Genomic DNA, 16,763 nt, shown 5'->3' on the forward strand with positions numbered 1-16,763 from the left:
TCCCCCTCAGCCCCGCGCGTCCAGCACCTCGCGCGCCTTGCGCGCCAGCGCCGCCACCGTGAAGGGCTTCTGCAGGAAGGCAGTCCCATCCTCCAGAATGCCACCGCGGACGATGGCGCTGTCGGTGTAACCCGAGACGTAGAGCACGGATACCTCCGGCCTGGCGGCCCTCAGGTTGTCGGCGAGCTCCTTGCCCCCCATCTGAGGCATGACCACGTCCGTCACCAGCAGGTGTATGGGCCCCGCATGTTCCTGCGCCACCCGGATCGCCTCCCGCCCATCGGCCGCCTCCAGCACCCGGTAGCCCTGACCGCTCAGCGCCCGGGCCACCACTTTGCGCACCAGCGCTTCGTCCTCCACGATCAGCACCGTCTCGTGACCGGCGGGGAGGAAACCGGCCTCATCTCGCCGCGGTAACCGCTCGGCGGCCTCAGCCACGCGAGGCAGATATACTCTGACGGTGGTGCCAACCCCGACCTCGCTGTAGATCGACACCGCGCCTCGATGCTGACGCACGATCCCGTAGACGGTGGCCAGGCCCAGTCCGGTCCCTTTGTCGGGCCCTTTGGTGGTGTAGAAGGGCTCGAAGAGGTGCGCCTTCACCTCGTCGGACATTCCGGTGCCCGTATCGGTCACCGAAAGCTGCACATACTCCCCAGGGTCCAGGTCCACGTACCGTCGCGCGTAGTTGGAGTCTAGGCTGATGGGCGTGACCTCGATGGCCAGGCGCCCTCCCTCGGGCATGGCCTCGCCTGCGTTCACCACCAGGTTGACGAGCACCTGCTCTATCTGGACCGGGTCGACGCGGACCACACAGGGCTCAGGCGCAGGGACGGTGATCAGTTCGATATCCTCCCCGATGAGCCGACGCAGCATCTTGTGGGTATGCAGCACCAACTCGCTCAGGTCCACCAGCCGCGGCTCAATGATCTGCCGACGGGAGAAGGCCAGCAGCTGTCGGGTCAGGCCGGCGGCCCTGTCGGCCGCGCGCAACACCTCGCTCAGGTCGTCGCGGGTGGGGTCTCCTGCCGGCAGCCCCTCGAGGGCGAACTGGGCGTGGCCGGTGATGGCGGTCAGCAGGTTGTTGAAGTCGTGGGCGATCCCACCCGCTAGTCGCCCGATAGTCTCCATCTTCTGCGACTGAAGCAATTGCTCCTCCAGCCGCTTCCGCTCGGTTATGTCATGTCCTGTGGTAAGCACTCCCACTGCATTGCCCTGGGCATCGGTAAGGCGCCCGCCGTGCCACTCCACCAGGCGCTCTCTGCCCTCCGCCGAGAGCACCGGGTTCACATAACCGTGAACGCTGCCCGTCTCAAGCACCAGCCCAATCTGCTCCCGGACTGCCTCTCGCTCCCGCTCCGGCACGAAGAGCGCCGCCCACTCCTGGCCCTTGGCCCGTTCCAGCGGGCAACCGGTCAGGGCCTCGGTGTAGGAGTTGTAGGAGACTACACGCCCCTCGGGATCGAGCACCAGGACGATGGCCTGGGCGGTGCTGAGCAAGCTCTGGGCGAAGTCTCGCTCCTGCCGCACCGCCTCCTCCGCCTCTTTGCGCTGGAGAGCCAGAGCGACCTGGCTGGAGACGAACTCGAGTATGTCGCGCTCCCGCTCGGAGTAGGTGACGGACGCATCGTAGCTCTGCACCGCCAGCACACCCAGGGGTGGACCGCCCTGGCTACGTAAGGGAAGCCCCAGGTAGCTCTCCGGAATGCCAGTCGTGGCTCTGATCTCTCCTCGGGCGTTCAGTTCGTGTATCCGCTCCCGATCCGCCAGCAGGGTCCGGCCGGTGCGCAGAATGTACTCGGTCACCCCCCGATGGCCCCGGCGGGGCGCCTGCGGCGGGCCCTCCTGTTCGTCCACGAAGTAGGGGAAGCTGACCGAGTCCGATCCCGGGTCATACAGAGCCACGTACAGGTTCAGGGCCGGCATGAGCTGCCGGATGGTCTCGTGGATGGAGGCGCATAGCTCCTCCACCGTCCCGCAGGTCAGGGCAGCCTGCGAGATGGCATACATGGCTTCCTGGGTCTGCCGAGCCCGCTTGCGCTCGGTGATATCGGTGAGAAAGCCTTCCAGCACGGACTGGTCGCCATCGGACCAGGCCAGCCGCCCCCGCTCCCACACCCACTTCTCCTGGCCATCCCGAGCGATGATGCGGTACTCCAGCTGGAAAGTACCATCCGCTGCCAGCCCCGCATCCACCTGGCGCCGCACTTCTTCGCGATCGTCGGGGTGGATGAGGTCGGCGTAGGCGATGGTCCAGTTGGCCACCAGCTCCTCGGGGGCGTAGCCGGTCAGCCGGCGGCTCCCCTCGCTCAGGTAGATCATGGTCCAGTGGGGGTCGTTGGCACAGCGGTACACCGCTCCCGGCAGGTTCCCCATCAGGGTGGAGAGAAAGCGCTCTGATTCCTGGAGCGCCGTGGCCACCCGCCTGGCCTCGGTTATGTCGCGGGCGCTGCTGAGGACCGTAGTTACCTCGCCCTCCGGCCCGAACTCCGGCACCAAACGCAGGTCCAGGTAGACGGGCCCGTCCACCCCGCGCAACTCCAAGTGCTCCAAGTGAGGCCGCCCTGTCTGGAACACTTGCTCGATGGCCTCTTCCCATTGGGAGCACAGCTCCGGCGGGTACCCTGTCTCGCCCAGTGTTCTGCCGACCACCTCCTCCGGCGCCATCCCGGTGAGGGTGGCGATGGCCGGGTTGGCGTACAAGTGCCGCAGCTGCCGGTCGAAGCGGGTGATGACGTCGGTCGAGTGCTCAGTGAGAGCCCGAAACTGGGCCTCGCTGTCGCGCAGCGCGGCCTCGGCGCGGCGGCGTTCCTCTATCTCCCGTCGGAGCTGCTCGTGAGCATGGGCGTTCTTCACTGCGGTGGCGGCATAGGTGGCGAAGGTCTCCGCCAGCGTCAGGTCCTCTTCGCCGAAGGGCGTGCCCGGCCGGCTGAGGCACATGGCGCCCAGCACTTCATCGTCTACCACGAAGGGGACGGCGATAATCCGTTCTTCCGTGTCCTCCGGCGTGCCCTCGATGTACTGCCCCAAAGGGCTGTCGTAGGCGTCGTTGAACACCACGCCCCGCCTGAGCCTGACCGCCTGGCCAGTGAAGCTTCGCCCCACATCCAGCGGAGTAGCCAGGATCTCCTTCTCGTAGGGGGGCTCGATGGCCACCATGGGTCGGAGCACTTCCCCCCCGGGCTCCAGCAAGTAGATGGCGCTGCCCGCTGCCTCTAGGAGCTCCCTCGCCTCTTCGGCAATGCGCCGCAGGATCACGTCGAGGTCCAGGCTGCCAGTGAGGTACCGGGCGGTTTCCAGGAGCCGGGTCTGCTGCCGGGCCCTCTTCCGCAGGGCTTCCTCTGCCGCTCGAGCTTCGGTCACGTCGCGCGTGATGCTGCCCACGAGGAGCTTGCTCTCCGTCTGCATGGGGAAGACGCGTGTCTGCACTATCGCCCGACTGCCATCCGGGCGCTGAATGGTGTGCTCCCACAGAGTGTCCTGCCATCTGGACGGGTCGCCCGCCAAGAAGCCCTCCACTAGCTGGCGGATCTGGGTCGCGGTTTCGGGAGTACGTCTCTCTGGGGGAGTGGCAGCCGCCTGCAGCTCCGCCAGTTTGGCGCCCAGGGCCTGCTCGCGAGGAATGCCCAGTATGCGCTCGGCCCCCAGACTCCAGTTCACCACTATGCCCTTATCATCGGTCATCACGATGGCGTCGTAGGATTGCTCGGCGAGGGCGCGGTACCTAGCCTCGCTCATGTCCAGAGCCGCCCTGGCCTCCTCAAGCTCGGACACGTCCGCTACCACCGACAGCACGACGCGCTGCCCGTCGTCCAGGACGATGAGCTGATGCTCCGGTCGAGCCAAGATGCGGCTTCCGTCCTTGCGTATGCGCGGCGTCTTCACCGGTTCGACAGCCTGGCCGGAGAAGCGCCGGGCATACCGGGCAACCGACTGCTCGTGTCCCTCCGGGGGCACCAGCATCAGGTAGGACCGCCCCAGAAGCTCCTCCCGCTCGTACCCGTAGGTGCGGCAGTAGCCGTCGCTTACCGCCAGGTAGCGGCCCTCAGCGTCCGTCAGGCAAGCGTTCATCGGCAGTCCGCTCACCACCTTGCTGAGGCTGTCCAGGGTCAAGCCAGGGATGGCCCGAACTTGCGGCAGGGAGGGACCGCGCCGCGCCGTCGAGCCGGCGCTCTCGGGGCCGTCGCCCGTGTTCGCTTCGCGCACTTCACACCTCCCGCTGAAGCAGACAACAGGAGGCGGGTCAAGGCTGTAGGGCGTAGATTGCACGGAGATTGCCTGCGCTGCTCGCTCCGGGCCCTCCACCTCGCCCCCTATCCCCTGTTCCCTGCAACCTGTAACCTACCCCCTGTGACCTCCTGGAACAGCGCCAGGAGGTTCTCCACCGGCACTCCGGCCTGGATGTTGTGCACGGCGGCGAACACGAAACCTCCCCCAGGAGAGAAGGTCTCTATCCGCTCCCGCACCTCCCGACGCACCTCCTCCGCGGTGCCAAAGGGCAGAGTGTGCTGGGTGTCTACCCCACCCCCCAAAACACTACCTCCTTCCCATAGCACCGCTTGAGCTCCCCCGGGTCCATCTCCGCCGCCGAACACTGCACCGGATTCAAAATGTCGAACCCCGCCCGAATGAAGTCCGGCAGCAAAGCCCTCACCGAGCCGCAGGTGTGGATGAAGGTCTTCCAATTGGTGTGCTCATGCACCCAATCGTTGACCGCCCGGTGGAAGGGGTAGAACAGATCCCGGTAGGACTGGGGGGAGATGAAAGGACCTTGCTGAGCCCCAAAGTCGGTGCCGGTGACGAAGATGACATCCACCTTCTCCCCCACCCGCCGGTGCAGGCGCTCCAGGTTGGCCAGGGCGATCTCGCACTGACGTTCGAAGACGCGGTAGACGTAGTCACGGCGAGTGACGGTGCTCATGTACCACTCGGCCACGTCCCGGATGCCCTTGGGGTGTTTGAGCCAAGGGGCAGGCACTAGGGCAATGTCCCCGAACCCGGTGCCCCCAAAGTTGGCCACGATGCCCCGTCCGCTCTCGTAGTAGAGTCGGTCTGCCTCCCGCCCGTAGTAGTCGAGATCGGCCTCGCTGATGGGCCCGAACTCCTCCAGATTGTCCTCCGGGTCGAGCCGGTCCTCGTCTAGGGGGTCCTGACGGGGGACGCTGTCGAAGTAGAACCCATCCTTGGGCATGCGCCCGCTCGGCGGGACACTCTTGTCGCCCTCGGGATACTGGTAGATGCTGCCGTCGGGCTCGGGGTCGGTGTTGAAGGCGCCCGGCACCAGGACGGGGGTGCCGTCGAAGAGACGCCACTCCTTCCAGTTCTCGCTAGGGAAGCCGAACATGGTCCGAGGCGAGACCAGGCCTACCACGTCCACTCCCAGCGCCTCCTGCAAGTCAGGCGCTACCTCGCCCAGCATCTGGTAAGGCTCGGTCACCTTGACCGGAGTGCCAGGGGGATCGAGCCTCAGGGCCTGGCGCAGTCGGTAGGCGCTGCTGACGTGAATGCCGGTGACGGCGCTGGCACCCAGGTCCAGGGGGACGCGGTCAGGCTGCTGGTGAGCCAGGCAGAGGCGGAGACGCTCTCGGGAAGTCATGGAACCTCCTCCTGACGGGGCAAGCTCGCGGGACCGCTGAGCGACGGATATGGATGAGCATGCCCCTACATTAATCGGCCAAAGACCCTTAAGCTTTAGCCGCTGTCTACCCAGAGGCAATCTGCAAGGCGTGACTTCTCTCACCCCCGGGAAAGAGGCAGGCGGGAGTGCCTGTGGCCTGCACCTCAGTCAAGGCCCTTTGCCAGCCGTCGGGCGCGGCTGGCTTCTTAGCGGGATGAGGACAGTGTTTGGAGCTAGAGCCGGGGTGTCAAGCTCATAGTCTACGTGCGGGCAGCACCGAGGACGGCGTCGAAGAGGTCGCCCTCGGCCCAGCCCAGTCATCGGGCGCCCCCGACGATCACCGCGAATAGGGATCGGCCGCGTCCCTCAGGCCATCGCCCACGAAGTTGAATGCCAGAACCGCCAATACTACCGTCAGCCCCGGGAGGAGCAGCCAGGGTGAGGTGGCCACGGCGCGCAGGTTCTGGGCCTCCTGTAGCAAGACGCCCCAGCTTATGACCGGAGGTCGCAGCCCCAGGCCCAGGAAGCTGAGCGAGGTCTCGGCCAGGATCATGCCCGGGATAGACAGGGTCAGGGAGGCGATGATGTGGCTCAGGAATGAGGGCACCATGTGGCGCACGATAATGCGGAACTCGCTGGCGCCGGCCAGGGCAGCCGCCATCACAAAGTCCTCTTCCCTGAGGGAGAGAAACCGCCCGCGGACCACTCGGGCCATCCCTGTCCAGCCCACCAACGACAGAATGATGGTGATGGCGAAGTACACGCGGAGGGGGGACCACTCCTTGGGCACGGCAGCGGAGAGGGCCATCCACAGGGGAATGGTGGGGATGGAGCGAATGAACTCGATGATGCGCTGGATGATGACGTCTATCGTGCCCCCGTAGAACCCCGAAACTCCGCCGATCAGGATGCCTAACACCAAACTGATAGCTACGCCTGCCAGGCCCACTGACATAGAAATGCGGGTGCCGTACACGATGCGGCTGAACATGTCCCGACCCAGCCGGTCGGCACCGATGGCGAAGTACAGGACGTCTGGATCATCCACCCCGAACAGGTGCCTGTCAGTCTCGAAGATGCCCCAGAGCCGGTAGGGAGTGCCCTTCACCAGGAAGCGTATGGGGTTGATGGACTCATAGTCGGTGGTGAACACCATCTTCATGGTGCGCTGGTCGCGTTCCTGGGTGAGCCCATAGACAAAGGGACGGAGGTGGAAGTTGCCGTCGTGATCCACGAACCGGATGGGCATGGGCGGGGCGTAAGTAAAGCGGACGTCGTACTTGTTGGGGTCGTAGGGTGCCAGGAACTCGGCGAAGATCCCCACTCCATACAGAACGATCAGGAGAACCGAGGCCACGATGGCAGCCCTGTGCTTGCGGAATCGCCACCACATGAGCTGCCACTGGGAAGCGACGAAGATCCGTTCCCCTTCTCGAGCAGTGTCCGTCTCCGCGACCCGCTGCGCGACCGCTACGTGGCTCTCTTCCCCTGCCATTGAGACACTCCCGCTAGCGCAAGCCGTGGCGGATGCGCGGATCCAGCCAGGCGAGAAGGATGTCCGAGATCAAGGTACCTATGATGGTCAATGCGCTCAGCAGCAGAACGAAGCTGGCGGCCAGGTACATATCCTGAACCATGAGCGCATTCAGCAGCAGCGGTCCGGCGGTAGGAAGGCTGAGCACTACTGAAATGATGGTAGCACCACTGATGAGCTGAGGTAGCGACCAGCCGGCCGTACTGATGAAAGGGTTGAGAGCGATGCGGACGGGGTATTTCATGAGGAGCTTGCTCTCTTTGAGCCCTTTGGCCCGCGCAGTGATGACGTAGGGCTTGCGCAGCTCATCAAGGAGGTTGGCTCGCATGATGCGGATCATGCCGGCCGTACCACCTACCCCCAGCACGATCAGGGGCACCCAGAGGTGCTTGAGCATGTCCACGAACTTGGCCCAGGACCAGGGAGCAGTCTGAAAGTCCCGGGAGAACAGCCCGCCCACATTGGCGTTGAAGTAACGGAAGCCTACCCAGAGAAGCACCAGAGCGATGAGGAAGTCCGGTATGCCCAGGCCCACGAAAGAGACAGCGGTGAAGGTGTAGTCGCCCACCGAGTACTGATGAGTGGCGGAGTATAGACCTATCAGGAAGCCCACCACCCAGGTGAAAATGAGAGCACTGAAGGTGACGACGACCGTGAGCACCAGCCGTTCCCAGATCAGCTCCGCCACCGGCTTGTTCCAGCCGAACGAGTAGCCGAAGTCGCCCCGGAGGACGCCCCACATCCACTTGGCGTAGCGGATGTAGATAGGCTGGTCCAGCCCGAAGCGGCGTTTGAGGCCGTCGAGCTCAGCCTGGTCAATGGAGTCGCCCGAGGCACGCAGGGTGGCAGCATAGGCAGTGAGATAGTCGCCGGGGGGTAGCTCGATAATGGCGAAGGCAACCATGGACACGGCCACCAGGGTCACTATCATGAGGCCGAAGCGTCGGATCACGAACTCAACCAAGTCAAGACCTCCATTCCAGTGGCGGATTGGCTGATCGTGCCGATGTGAATACCCCATTATACCAACGGGGCGAGCCCACGCCCACATCTGCCGACACTATCGCAGCTCAGGATCGGAGGATGGATTCTAGTCACCGCCGCCGCTTCCTCGCTCCGAGCTGGGGCCACGGAGCTATAGGAGCGAAGCCCGTCTGCGCGGCAGGTCGTGGTGGCCATGGCTCGCGATTCTGCCGGGGCAGCTCCCCTGCTCGCCCTGTCTAGCATCCAGCTGCACGGCTCTGCCATGGCTGGCGGTCCTGCCCCTGCGGCCGGCCCGCGGCGTACGCCAGAGTAGCGCAGAGAAGGATCTGAGCCATGCTCCGGCTCGAAGCCCTTCCCTCCCAGTCCTGACTTCTGCTCAACTTGGAGGCGTGAGTGAGGTCTCGGGTGTACAGGGCAGTCAGCACCCCGACGAAGGGACAGCCCGCCATCGCCCCGCGCCTCGTCTCAGGCAGGCCACCAGGGGTACGTGTTGGCAGCGGCCCTCGAGCATCTGGCTACCTCCGTGGACATCGCCGGCGACAACCTGCGCTACCTGAGGGGAGCCGCCGAGGATGGGCTCCAGGAATGGGCGCTCGGTCACTCGACTCTCTTCCCTCAAACCGGTAACCTGTATCCCATTCCGCAGTCCCTGCGGTGACTCCCCGGCCGGAGGTCTCGATGAGTAAGGTATTTGGCAAGATCAGTGTGCTCACCCAGGAGGAGATGGAGGCCTTGCACGGGGCGGCCTTGCGCATCCTGGACGAGGTGGGCATGCGCATAGACCACCAGGAAGCCCTGGCCTATCTGGACGGGGCTGGATGCCAGGTGGACTGGCGCTCCCACGTGGTGCGCTTCCCTCCCGAGCTGGTGGACGGCAACGCCCGGAGGATGCGGGAGCAGTTCGCCGGCCCCCAGCGCTATCCTGAGCGCATTCCCATGCGCTACACTGCCATGTACTTCTCTACCTTCCCCCGCGCTCCCCGCCCCGACTTCGACCTCAACACCGGCGGCTTTCCCCCCTATGTGCTCGCCCTGGATGGGGAGCGCCGCTATGCCACCATGCAGGACGTTCGCGACAGCCTGCGCCTCGCCGATGCCCTCCCCAACATAGACCTGGTGGGCCTGCCCTGCTCGGCTCAGGAGGTGCCCCCCGCCCTGCGCCCGGTGGTAATGTCGGCGGAGCTGGTGAAGCACACCACCAAGCTCGGCGGCATCGAGGCCTGGAGCGTGGCCGACATCGAGTACCTCACCCGAATGGGGGAGGTCGTGCGGGGGAGCCAGGAGGAGCTGCGACGACGGCCGGTGCTGGTGGGGTACGGGGAGGCCAAGAGCCCGCTGGTCCTGGATGAGAACATGGCCACCGTGTTCGTGGAGTACGTCAAGCGGGGCGTCCCTCAGTCTCTGGACACTATGCCCGCCGGAGGCACCACCGCCCCTGCCTCCTCGGCCGGGACTCTGGCCTTGGGGCTGGCGGAGACCCTGGGAGCCCTCACTCTGGCCTACGCCATAGATCGGGACGCCGTCATCTCCCTGGACGTATGTCCCGCTCTCACCGCCATGGATTCCATGATCTACCCCTACGCCGGCGCCGATCGCATCCCCCTGGTAACGGCGGCCATGCAGATGCTGGCTGACTTCTACGGCCGGCCCGGAGGCTGCCACGGGGGCAAGACCGATGCCTGCCTGCCGGGGGCCCAGGCGGGGATGGAGAAGGCCCTCTCCATCCTGTTCCCCATCCTGGCCGGAGCTACGGGGGTGGGGACGCTAGGGCACCTGGAGAACGCGGTCACCTTCTCCTTCGAGCAATTGGTGATTGACGATGCCATCGCCGGGTACGTCCGTAGGATGCTGAAGGGGTTCGAGGTGAACGAGGAGACGTTAGCTCTGGAGGCGATAAGGGACGTGGGCATAGGGGGTAACTTCCTCACCCATCCCCACACCGCCTCCCACTTCCGGGAGGAGTTCTATCTGCCGGACCTGGTGGAGAGGCTTCCCTGGAGCGCCTTCCAGGCGCAGGAAGTGCGAGGGATGGAGGCCAAGGCCAGGGAGAAGGCCAGGAGAATACTCTCCGAGCACCACCCCGAGCCCCTGGAGCCGGCCCAAGTGCGGGAGATTGACCGCATCGTGGAGGCGGCCAGGAATGACCCGAGGTACGACCACTAAGCTCACGACACAGCAGGAGGGAGCGAAACACGGCCCTACTGGCGGAACTCTCTCAGGCACTCATCAATGGCAACGTCCTCCAGGATTGCCAAGACCAAGGACGCGCCCCATAAGGCGATTGATGCGAGGATGGGCCCGGGCAGGGCGCTCAACCAGGGGCTGATCGTGGACATGGACCAGGTGGTGAAGCGCTTCAGGAACGATGAGTTCTACACCTGCGAACTGCGCACGGCCGGCGCGCTCATGCACGCGGCCCAGAGCAGACCGCTACGGCTCGCCGGGAGGCCCCATGGAAGGCGGCATGATAGCCGCTGCACGAACACATCGCGCGCCTGAGGCCGCCCGCAATCGCCTCTACAGTGCCTCAGGCATATAATGCCGGCCATCTCCAACGGGGGGAGGTCTGGACGTGGAAGACAGTGAAGTGCGCGTGGGCGTCATCGGCACGGGCATGGGTCGCCTGCACATGCAAGCCTACAGTGAGATTCCCGGCGTCCGCATAGTGGCCATATGCGACTTGAACCAGACAGAGGCGCGCCAGTTCGCCGACAAGTACGGTGCCTCGCACGTCTTCGCCGACTACCGTGACCTGTGCGCCCTCGACGGGCTCGACGCCATCAGCATCGCCGTTCCCAACTACCTGCACGCGCCGTTCACCCTGGCGGCGCTAGAGGCTGGCCTCCACGTGCTGTGCGAGAAGCCCATGGCCACCACGCTCGAGGACGCCGAGGCCATGGTCGCCAAGGCAAGAGAGACGGGCAAGCGCCTCATGGTCCACATGAACAACCGGTTTCGCGACTCCAACCTTGTTTTGGGCCAGTTGGCACCCTCCGGCGAGTTAGGACAGGTCTACTATGGCCGCGCCTCGATGATCCGTCGCCGGGCCGTGCCCACCATTCACTTCCCGCCCACCGGCATCATGGGTCGGGGGGACTGGTTCCTGAACCGGGAGAAGGCGGGCGGCGGCGCGCTAATGGACATCGGCGTACACGCCTACGACCTGATGTGGTGGTTCATGGGCTGTCCTCGACCGGTCTCCGTGTCCGCCTCCACTTACCGCATGCTCTACGAGGACGAGGCCGCTCGGGCGGGGGTGAGGTTCGACGTGGACGAGCTGGCCTCGGCGCTCATACGTTACGATAATGGCGCCACCGCCTTCGTGGATGTGTCCTGGGCCGCCCATCAGGAGCCAGAGTGGAACGTGCGCGTCTGCGGTACCCAGGCGGGAATCATGCTCAAACCGCCCACGATCTTCCGCGACCGCGCTGGTGTCTTGGAGAGCACCCAGGTGGAGTTGCCCGAGATGCAACGCGTCTCGGCCCAGAGGCACTTCGTGGATTGCATCCGCGACCCAGGCAAGACTCTTATTTCCTCGGGCGAGGAGGCGCTTCAGGTAGTGAAGGTACTGGACGCCATCCGCCGGTCGGCCGCAGCCGGCCGTGAGGTGGAGGTGGACCGCCAGGTGGCATAGGCCAGAGTGACGGAGCTCACGTGCGAGCGTAGGGTTCACAGGGGGCAGGAGCGGGCCCATGGCTCAGAGCAAGATGGCCGTGGTCACCTGCGCTGCAGCGATGCGGGCCGGCACCAGACGGCTGTCTGGCACAGGCATTGCGAGCCATGGAGGGGCAGAGCCCCGATGATGGGGTCCGCTGCTGCCCGACACCCAACTGCGTATCACAGAGCGAGCCATGCCCTCCAGTAGACGCCGAAGCACCCGCCGCAAGAAGGCCCGACGAAGCCTCCGGCTGAGCCTGCCTCGGCTCCGGTGGTCACCTCCGCCGTGGGATTGGCGCCGGCTGGGTCTGGCGGCCGGCTTCGTCCTGGCTGCGTTCAGCTTCCTGGCCCTTCTGGCACCGGGAAGCAACACCCTCACCCAGGGGTGGGCCACCTTCCTGCGTCGCCTGCTGGGCTGGGCCGCTTATCTATTCCCGCCCGTCTTGGCTGGCGCCCTCTACGGTCGCGCCCGGCGCCGCCTACCAGTGCCCCCGAGCCGCGTCGCGGGAGCGCTCCTGCTTCTTCTCAGCGCTCTAGCCATCACTCACCTTCTGCGCCGCCTTCCCAATCCTTTCGAGCTCTCCGTAGCCGGCTACGGCGGCGGCTGGGTGGGATGGCTGCTATCTTCAGCCTTGGCCCAGGCGCTGGGGCGTCTGGGCGCGTACCTCTTCTCCGTAGCCCTTGCTCTCATAGGCGCCATGGTGGCCTTCGACCTCTCACCCTCTCGAGCCTGGGAGGCCTGGCGCTCCTCGGTGCAGCGGCTGACAAGCTCCCGGAGATCCGGCAGCGTCTCAATGTCCCCGGCTCGAAGGCGCCGCCGGCCGCGGCCGCTCGAGGTAGAGTTGACAGCCGAGGACACCACGCACGCGAAGCAGCGGGAGATGATCGTGGTTCCGCCGGAGGACGCTGTGCCCACGACACGCGCGGCCCCGGTACCGCCGGCGGCTAGCATCCAGAGCCCCGAGCCAACGAGACCACAGGAGACGGCCGCGGATCTGCCGGCTCTGGCACCCGAATCCGACTGGGGCCTGCCCGACCCCACAGCGATCTTCGCCCGCGATGAAGAGGTCGAAGTGACCGATGACCTGGTGGAGGAGCGAGCCGCCACCATCGAGCAGACCTTGGCCAGCTTGGGCGTCCCCGCTCAGGTGGTGGAGGCACAGAAGGGCCCCGCCATCACCCAGTTCGCGGTCAAACCTGGGTACGTGGAGAAGCGCTCATCGGACGGCAAAGTCCGGCGCATGCGGGTGAGGGTGAGCAAGATCGCCTCCCTGGCGGACGATCTGGCGCTGGCGCTGGCGGCTTCGCCCGTCCGCATTCAGGCTCCCATTCCCGGCCGGGGCGTCATTGGAGTAGAGGTGCCCAACCCCCAGACTCAGGTCGTGTCTCTCGGTGGTGTCTTCCTTAGCCCCGAGTTCCAGAAGCTCACCTCACCCCTGGCTCTGGCCCTGGGTCGTGACATCTCGGGCCGTCCGGTGGTGGCGGACCTGGCCCGTATGCCCCACCTGCTCATGGCCGGGGCCACGGGGTCGGGAAAGTCAGTTGCCATCAACTCCATCATCTCCTGCCTGCTGACCCGCAACACCCCCGATACCTTGCGGCTGGTGCTGATAGACCCAAAGCGGGTGGAATTGGCCATCTACAAGGGGGTCCCTCACCTGGTGGGCAGCGTGGTCTCCGATGCCGAGGAAGCCATTGGGGCCCTGAAGTGGGCCGGGAGGGAGATGGACCGCCGCTATACCGCCTTCGCCGATGTCGGCGCCCGGGACCTGCGGGGCTACAACCTGCGCATGGAGCGCGAGGGGAACCGCCCCCTCCCCTGCATTGTGGTGATCGTGGACGAGCTGGCCGACCTGATGATGAGCGCCCCCTACGACGTGGAACGGGCGCTGTGTCGGCTGGCCCAGATGTCGCGCGCCACCGGCATACACCTGGTGGTGGCCACGCAGCGCCCATCGGTGGACGTCCTCACCGGGCTCATCAAGGCCAACTTCCCCGCTCGGATCGCCTTCGCCGTGTCCTCGCAGGTGGATTCCCGAGTCATCCTGGACACGCCCGGCGCCGAGAGGCTATTGGGCCGGGGCGACATGCTCTACCTCTCGCCCGGACGTAACCGACTGGTGCGCGCCCAGGGCTGTTGGGTCTCCGACGAGGAGATCGGGGCGCTGGTCCGCTTCTGGAAGAACGCCGCCGTGGACGCAGCCGACGACGATCACTTTGTGCAGAAGCAGCTCTGGTCCACCGAGGACAGCGTCACCGAGGATGAGGAGGACGACCTGCTAGAGCAAGCGATGGCAGTGATCGCCCAGGAGGGCCGTGCCTCCACCACCATGCTGCAAAGGCACCTGCGCGTGGGCTACAACCGCGCTTCCCGCATGATAGACGCCCTGATCGAGCGGGGCATCATCAGCCGGGAGGTGGATGGCCCTTACAACAGCCACAGCCTGATCGCCGCCACGGAGGGGAAGGAAGAGGCACCAGAGGAGCTAGATGAGCAGTAGCCCGACCCCTCCCCCGATCCGTGGGGGCAGCCCGATCCCTCCCCCGATCCGTAGGGGCGAACCTTGTGTTCGCCCGCTCAGCGACCCGCGCCCGCGCGGCGGTGTTCGCCCCGCCCAGGCAGAGGCCGCTGACGATCGGGAGCGCGGCGCCCTCCTGGGCCGTCCCAGCTACGTCTGGGGCTTCGGCCAAGAGCGCCGCTTCGCCTTAGTGCGGCCCTACTTGGTGACCCGGCCCTCTCCCATGCTGGACGTGGGCTGCGGCGTAGGCGTGTATATGGAGCGGTTCCGGCAGGAGGGAGTGCAGGCGTTCGGGGTGGATGTGGAGGCAACCCATCTTCCCTCGGCGGCGAGGAAGGGCCTTCCCGTGGCTGCCGCCCGAGCCGAACACTTGCCCTTCGGGGATGCCGCCTTCGGAACGGTCTTGCTGCATGAGGTCATCGAGCACTTCAGCGACGACGCCGTCTGTCTGGCCGAGGCCATGCGCGTGACCCGTCCCGGAGGCCGGGTGTTCATCTTCGCCCCCAATCGGCTCTACCCCTTCGAGACGCACGGAATCTACTGGCGCGGCCGCTACATACAGGGCAACATCCCCCTGGTCGGGTACCTGCCCAACCCGATGCGCCGTCGGCTGGCGCCCCACGTGCGAGCCTACACCGTCTGGGAGCTGCGACGCCTTCTCGCTTCCCTGCCCTGCCGGGTGGTCGCCCACGTGCAAATCTATCCCGGTTATGACAAGATATTCCGGCGGTGGCCAGCGGCCGCCAGACTGGCTCGGGGGCTGACGTACCTTCTGGAGAGGACGCCCCTGCGAGCCTTCGGGCTGTCCCACTTCGTGGTGGTGGAGAGAATGCCGTAGGGGGACAGCATTAGTCAGGAAGGCGAGATAGCGCAAGCCCATAGTTCGGGCGAGAGTGTCGGAGACGCTCTCCCAAGGCCTGCGGAGATCACTGCGATGAATGCGAAGAGAGGGAGTTGCTGGGGTGCCTTGCTGTGGACCCCAAGGTACTAGTCGGCAAGCCGGTGATAGTGGCGACGCGGCTCAGCGTCCAGTACATCCCAGGGTTGCTGGCCAGTGGCGTCAGGGAAGAGGGGACACTGAGCGAGTACAGAGATCTCAGTAAGGACGACATCCAGGCTTGTCTGCTGTCTGCCGCCGAGGCTCTAGAGGGCCGTTCATTCATGCCCCTGGGCGCAGAGCCAGCCTAGGTGCACGTTCTCGTGGACGAATGCACCGAGCCAAAGGAATGACATGAATCGAGACCTGAAAGCATACCTCATCCGCAAACGGCGCCGACCCCGGGGCGGCAGCCGTGCCGGCCTCTTCGCCGGAGTGGCCACCGGGGTAGCCACCGGTAGCATCGCCGCCTTCCTGGTCGCCATCGCCCTCTCGGTGGCTTCCGTCATCGGCTCCGCCGTGGCCGTCTACGCCTACTTCGCCCGGGACCTGCCCGACCCGGGGGAGATCGAGCGCGTCGAAGACCAGTTCAAGACGGTCAAGATCTACGACCGGACCGGCAGACATCTGCTCTACGAGGTGGCTGACCCCCGCGGTGACCGGACCTACGTCCCCCTGGATCAGATACCGCTCTACATCCAGCAGGCGACCATCGCCATGGAGGACAAGAACTTCTACACCAACCCCGGCATTGACCTCGAGGGCATCGGCCGTGCCTTCCTCTCCAACCTGAGAGGCGAGAGCGTCCAGGGCGGCAGCACCTTGACGGTGCAACTGGTGAAGAACGTGCTCATCCCCGCCGAGGAGCGCTACCAGATCAACTACGCCCGCAAGATCAAGGAGGCCATCTTGGCCCTCGAGATCTCCCGCCGCTACCCTGGCCGGGAAGGCAAGGATCGCATCCTAGAGTGGTACCTGAACAGCAACTTCTACGGCAACCATGCCTACGGCATCGAGGCGGCCGCTCGCGTCTACTTCGGCAAGCACGTGCAGGAGCTGACCCTGGCTGAGGCGGCCATGCTGGTGCACATCCCCCAGTATCCAGGCATGAACCCCATAGACAACCCGGATGTGGCCAAGCGGCGCCAGGAGATCGTCCTCGACACTATGGTGCGCCAGGGGTATCTAGAGCCGGAGCAAGCATACGCCGCCAAGCAGGAAGAGCTCGTCATCCGGCCGCCCACCGAGAGGTACGAGATCCAGGCTCCCCACTTCGCCATCTACGTGCGCGACCTGCTGGAGCGCTAGTACGGCGAGGCCATGTATCGCCGTGGCCTTCGGGTCTACACCACCCTGGACCTGGACATCCAGAACATGGCTCAGGAGGTGGCCGCCCGGAAGATCGCGGAGTACGGCGTGCCCAACAACGCCAACATCGCCGCTGTGGTGATCCTCCGGCCCCAGACAGGCGAGATCTTAGCCATAGTGGGCAGCGTGGACTACTACAACGGGGCGATAGACGGGCAGGTCAACATGGCCCTGGCGCCTCGCCAGCCGGGGTCCTCCTTCAAGCCC

11 protein-coding genes and 1 pseudogene are annotated in these 16,763 nt (G+C 65.5%); 8 read left to right on the forward strand and 4 right to left on the reverse strand.

What is annotated here, in order from left to right; genetic code table 11:
* Window positions 1–6: 6 nt before the first annotated feature.
* The 4 genes and pseudogenes from HPY83_10695 to HPY83_10710 form a co-directional block, all read right to left on the reverse strand.
* Window positions 7–4,206: a PAS domain S-box protein gene (locus tag HPY83_10695; protein ID NPV08413.1), complete on the reverse strand. Its 4,200-nt coding sequence runs from the start codon at window positions 4,204–4,206 to the stop codon at window positions 7–9.
* A 107-nt stretch (window positions 4,207–4,313) separates the two neighbouring features.
* Window positions 4,314–5,596 (reverse strand): annotated as a pseudogene (locus tag HPY83_10700) (methyltransferase).
* Window positions 5,597–5,954: 358 nt separating this feature from the next.
* Window positions 5,955–7,112: an ABC transporter permease gene (locus HPY83_10705; GenBank protein NPV08414.1), complete on the reverse strand. Its 1,158-nt coding sequence runs from the start codon at window positions 7,110–7,112 to the stop codon at window positions 5,955–5,957.
* A gap of 13 nt (window positions 7,113–7,125) precedes the next feature.
* Window positions 7,126–8,115 (reverse strand): ABC transporter permease, encoded by a 990-nt coding sequence (locus HPY83_10710; protein NPV08415.1) that lies wholly within the window; start codon window positions 8,113–8,115, stop codon window positions 7,126–7,128.
* Between the two features lie 510 nt (window positions 8,116–8,625).
* On the opposite strand from HPY83_10710, the gene HPY83_10715 reads away from it, so the two are divergent.
* The 8 genes from HPY83_10715 to HPY83_10750 form a co-directional block, all read left to right on the forward strand.
* Window positions 8,626–8,793, forward strand: coding sequence for a hypothetical protein (locus tag HPY83_10715; protein NPV08416.1), 168 nt, complete (start codon window positions 8,626–8,628; stop codon window positions 8,791–8,793).
* Window positions 8,794–8,813: 20 nt separating this feature from the next.
* Window positions 8,814–10,298, forward strand: a complete 1,485-nt coding sequence (locus HPY83_10720) for a hypothetical protein (protein ID NPV08417.1) — start codon at window positions 8,814–8,816, stop codon at window positions 10,296–10,298.
* Between the two features lie 409 nt (window positions 10,299–10,707).
* The gene (locus HPY83_10725) at window positions 10,708–11,769 is read left to right on the forward strand and encodes a Gfo/Idh/MocA family oxidoreductase (GenBank protein NPV08418.1); all 1,062 of its coding nucleotides are present in this window, start codon (window positions 10,708–10,710) and stop codon (window positions 11,767–11,769) included.
* 217 nt (window positions 11,770–11,986) lie between these two features.
* Window positions 11,987–14,293, forward strand: a complete 2,307-nt coding sequence (locus HPY83_10730; protein NPV08419.1) for a hypothetical protein — start codon at window positions 11,987–11,989, stop codon at window positions 14,291–14,293.
* Window positions 14,283–15,149, forward strand: a complete 867-nt coding sequence (locus HPY83_10735; GenBank protein ID NPV08420.1) for a class I SAM-dependent methyltransferase — start codon at window positions 14,283–14,285, stop codon at window positions 15,147–15,149. The genes HPY83_10730 and HPY83_10735 overlap by 11 nt, the downstream gene beginning before the upstream one ends.
* Window positions 15,150–15,265: 116 nt before the next feature.
* A complete protein-coding gene (locus HPY83_10740) occupies window positions 15,266–15,499 on the forward strand; it encodes a DUF433 domain-containing protein (GenBank protein NPV08421.1) in 234 nt (77 codons plus the stop codon).
* Window positions 15,500–15,542: 43 nt separating this feature from the next.
* Window positions 15,543–16,496: a hypothetical protein gene (locus HPY83_10745; GenBank protein ID NPV08422.1), complete on the forward strand. Its 954-nt coding sequence runs from the start codon at window positions 15,543–15,545 to the stop codon at window positions 16,494–16,496.
* Between the two features lie 12 nt (window positions 16,497–16,508).
* Window positions 16,509–16,763, forward strand: a 255-nt coding sequence (locus HPY83_10750; GenBank protein NPV08423.1) for a penicillin-binding protein, incomplete at its 3' end; no start/stop codon positions are given.

This window comes from Anaerolineae bacterium, from assembly GCA_013178015.1.
Taxonomy (GTDB): Bacteria; Chloroflexota; Anaerolineae; order DRVO01; family DRVO01; genus Ch71.

Bases quoted from the DNA above. Each gene is read 5' to 3' on its own strand.
- HPY83_10720 (NPV08417.1), top strand. From the start codon at position 8,814: ATGAGTAAGGTATTTGGCAAGATCAGTGTGCTCACCCAGGAGGAGATG.
- HPY83_10735 (NPV08420.1), top strand. From the start codon at position 14,283: ATGAGCAGTAGCCCGACCCCTCCCCCGATCCGTGGGGGCAGCCCGATC.
- HPY83_10705 (NPV08414.1), bottom strand. From the start codon at position 7,112: ATGGCAGGGGAAGAGAGCCACGTAGCGGTCGCGCAGCGGGTCGCGGAG.
- HPY83_10745 (NPV08422.1), top strand. From the start codon at position 15,543: ATGAATCGAGACCTGAAAGCATACCTCATCCGCAAACGGCGCCGACCC.
- HPY83_10730 (NPV08419.1), top strand. From the start codon at position 11,987: ATGCCCTCCAGTAGACGCCGAAGCACCCGCCGCAAGAAGGCCCGACGA.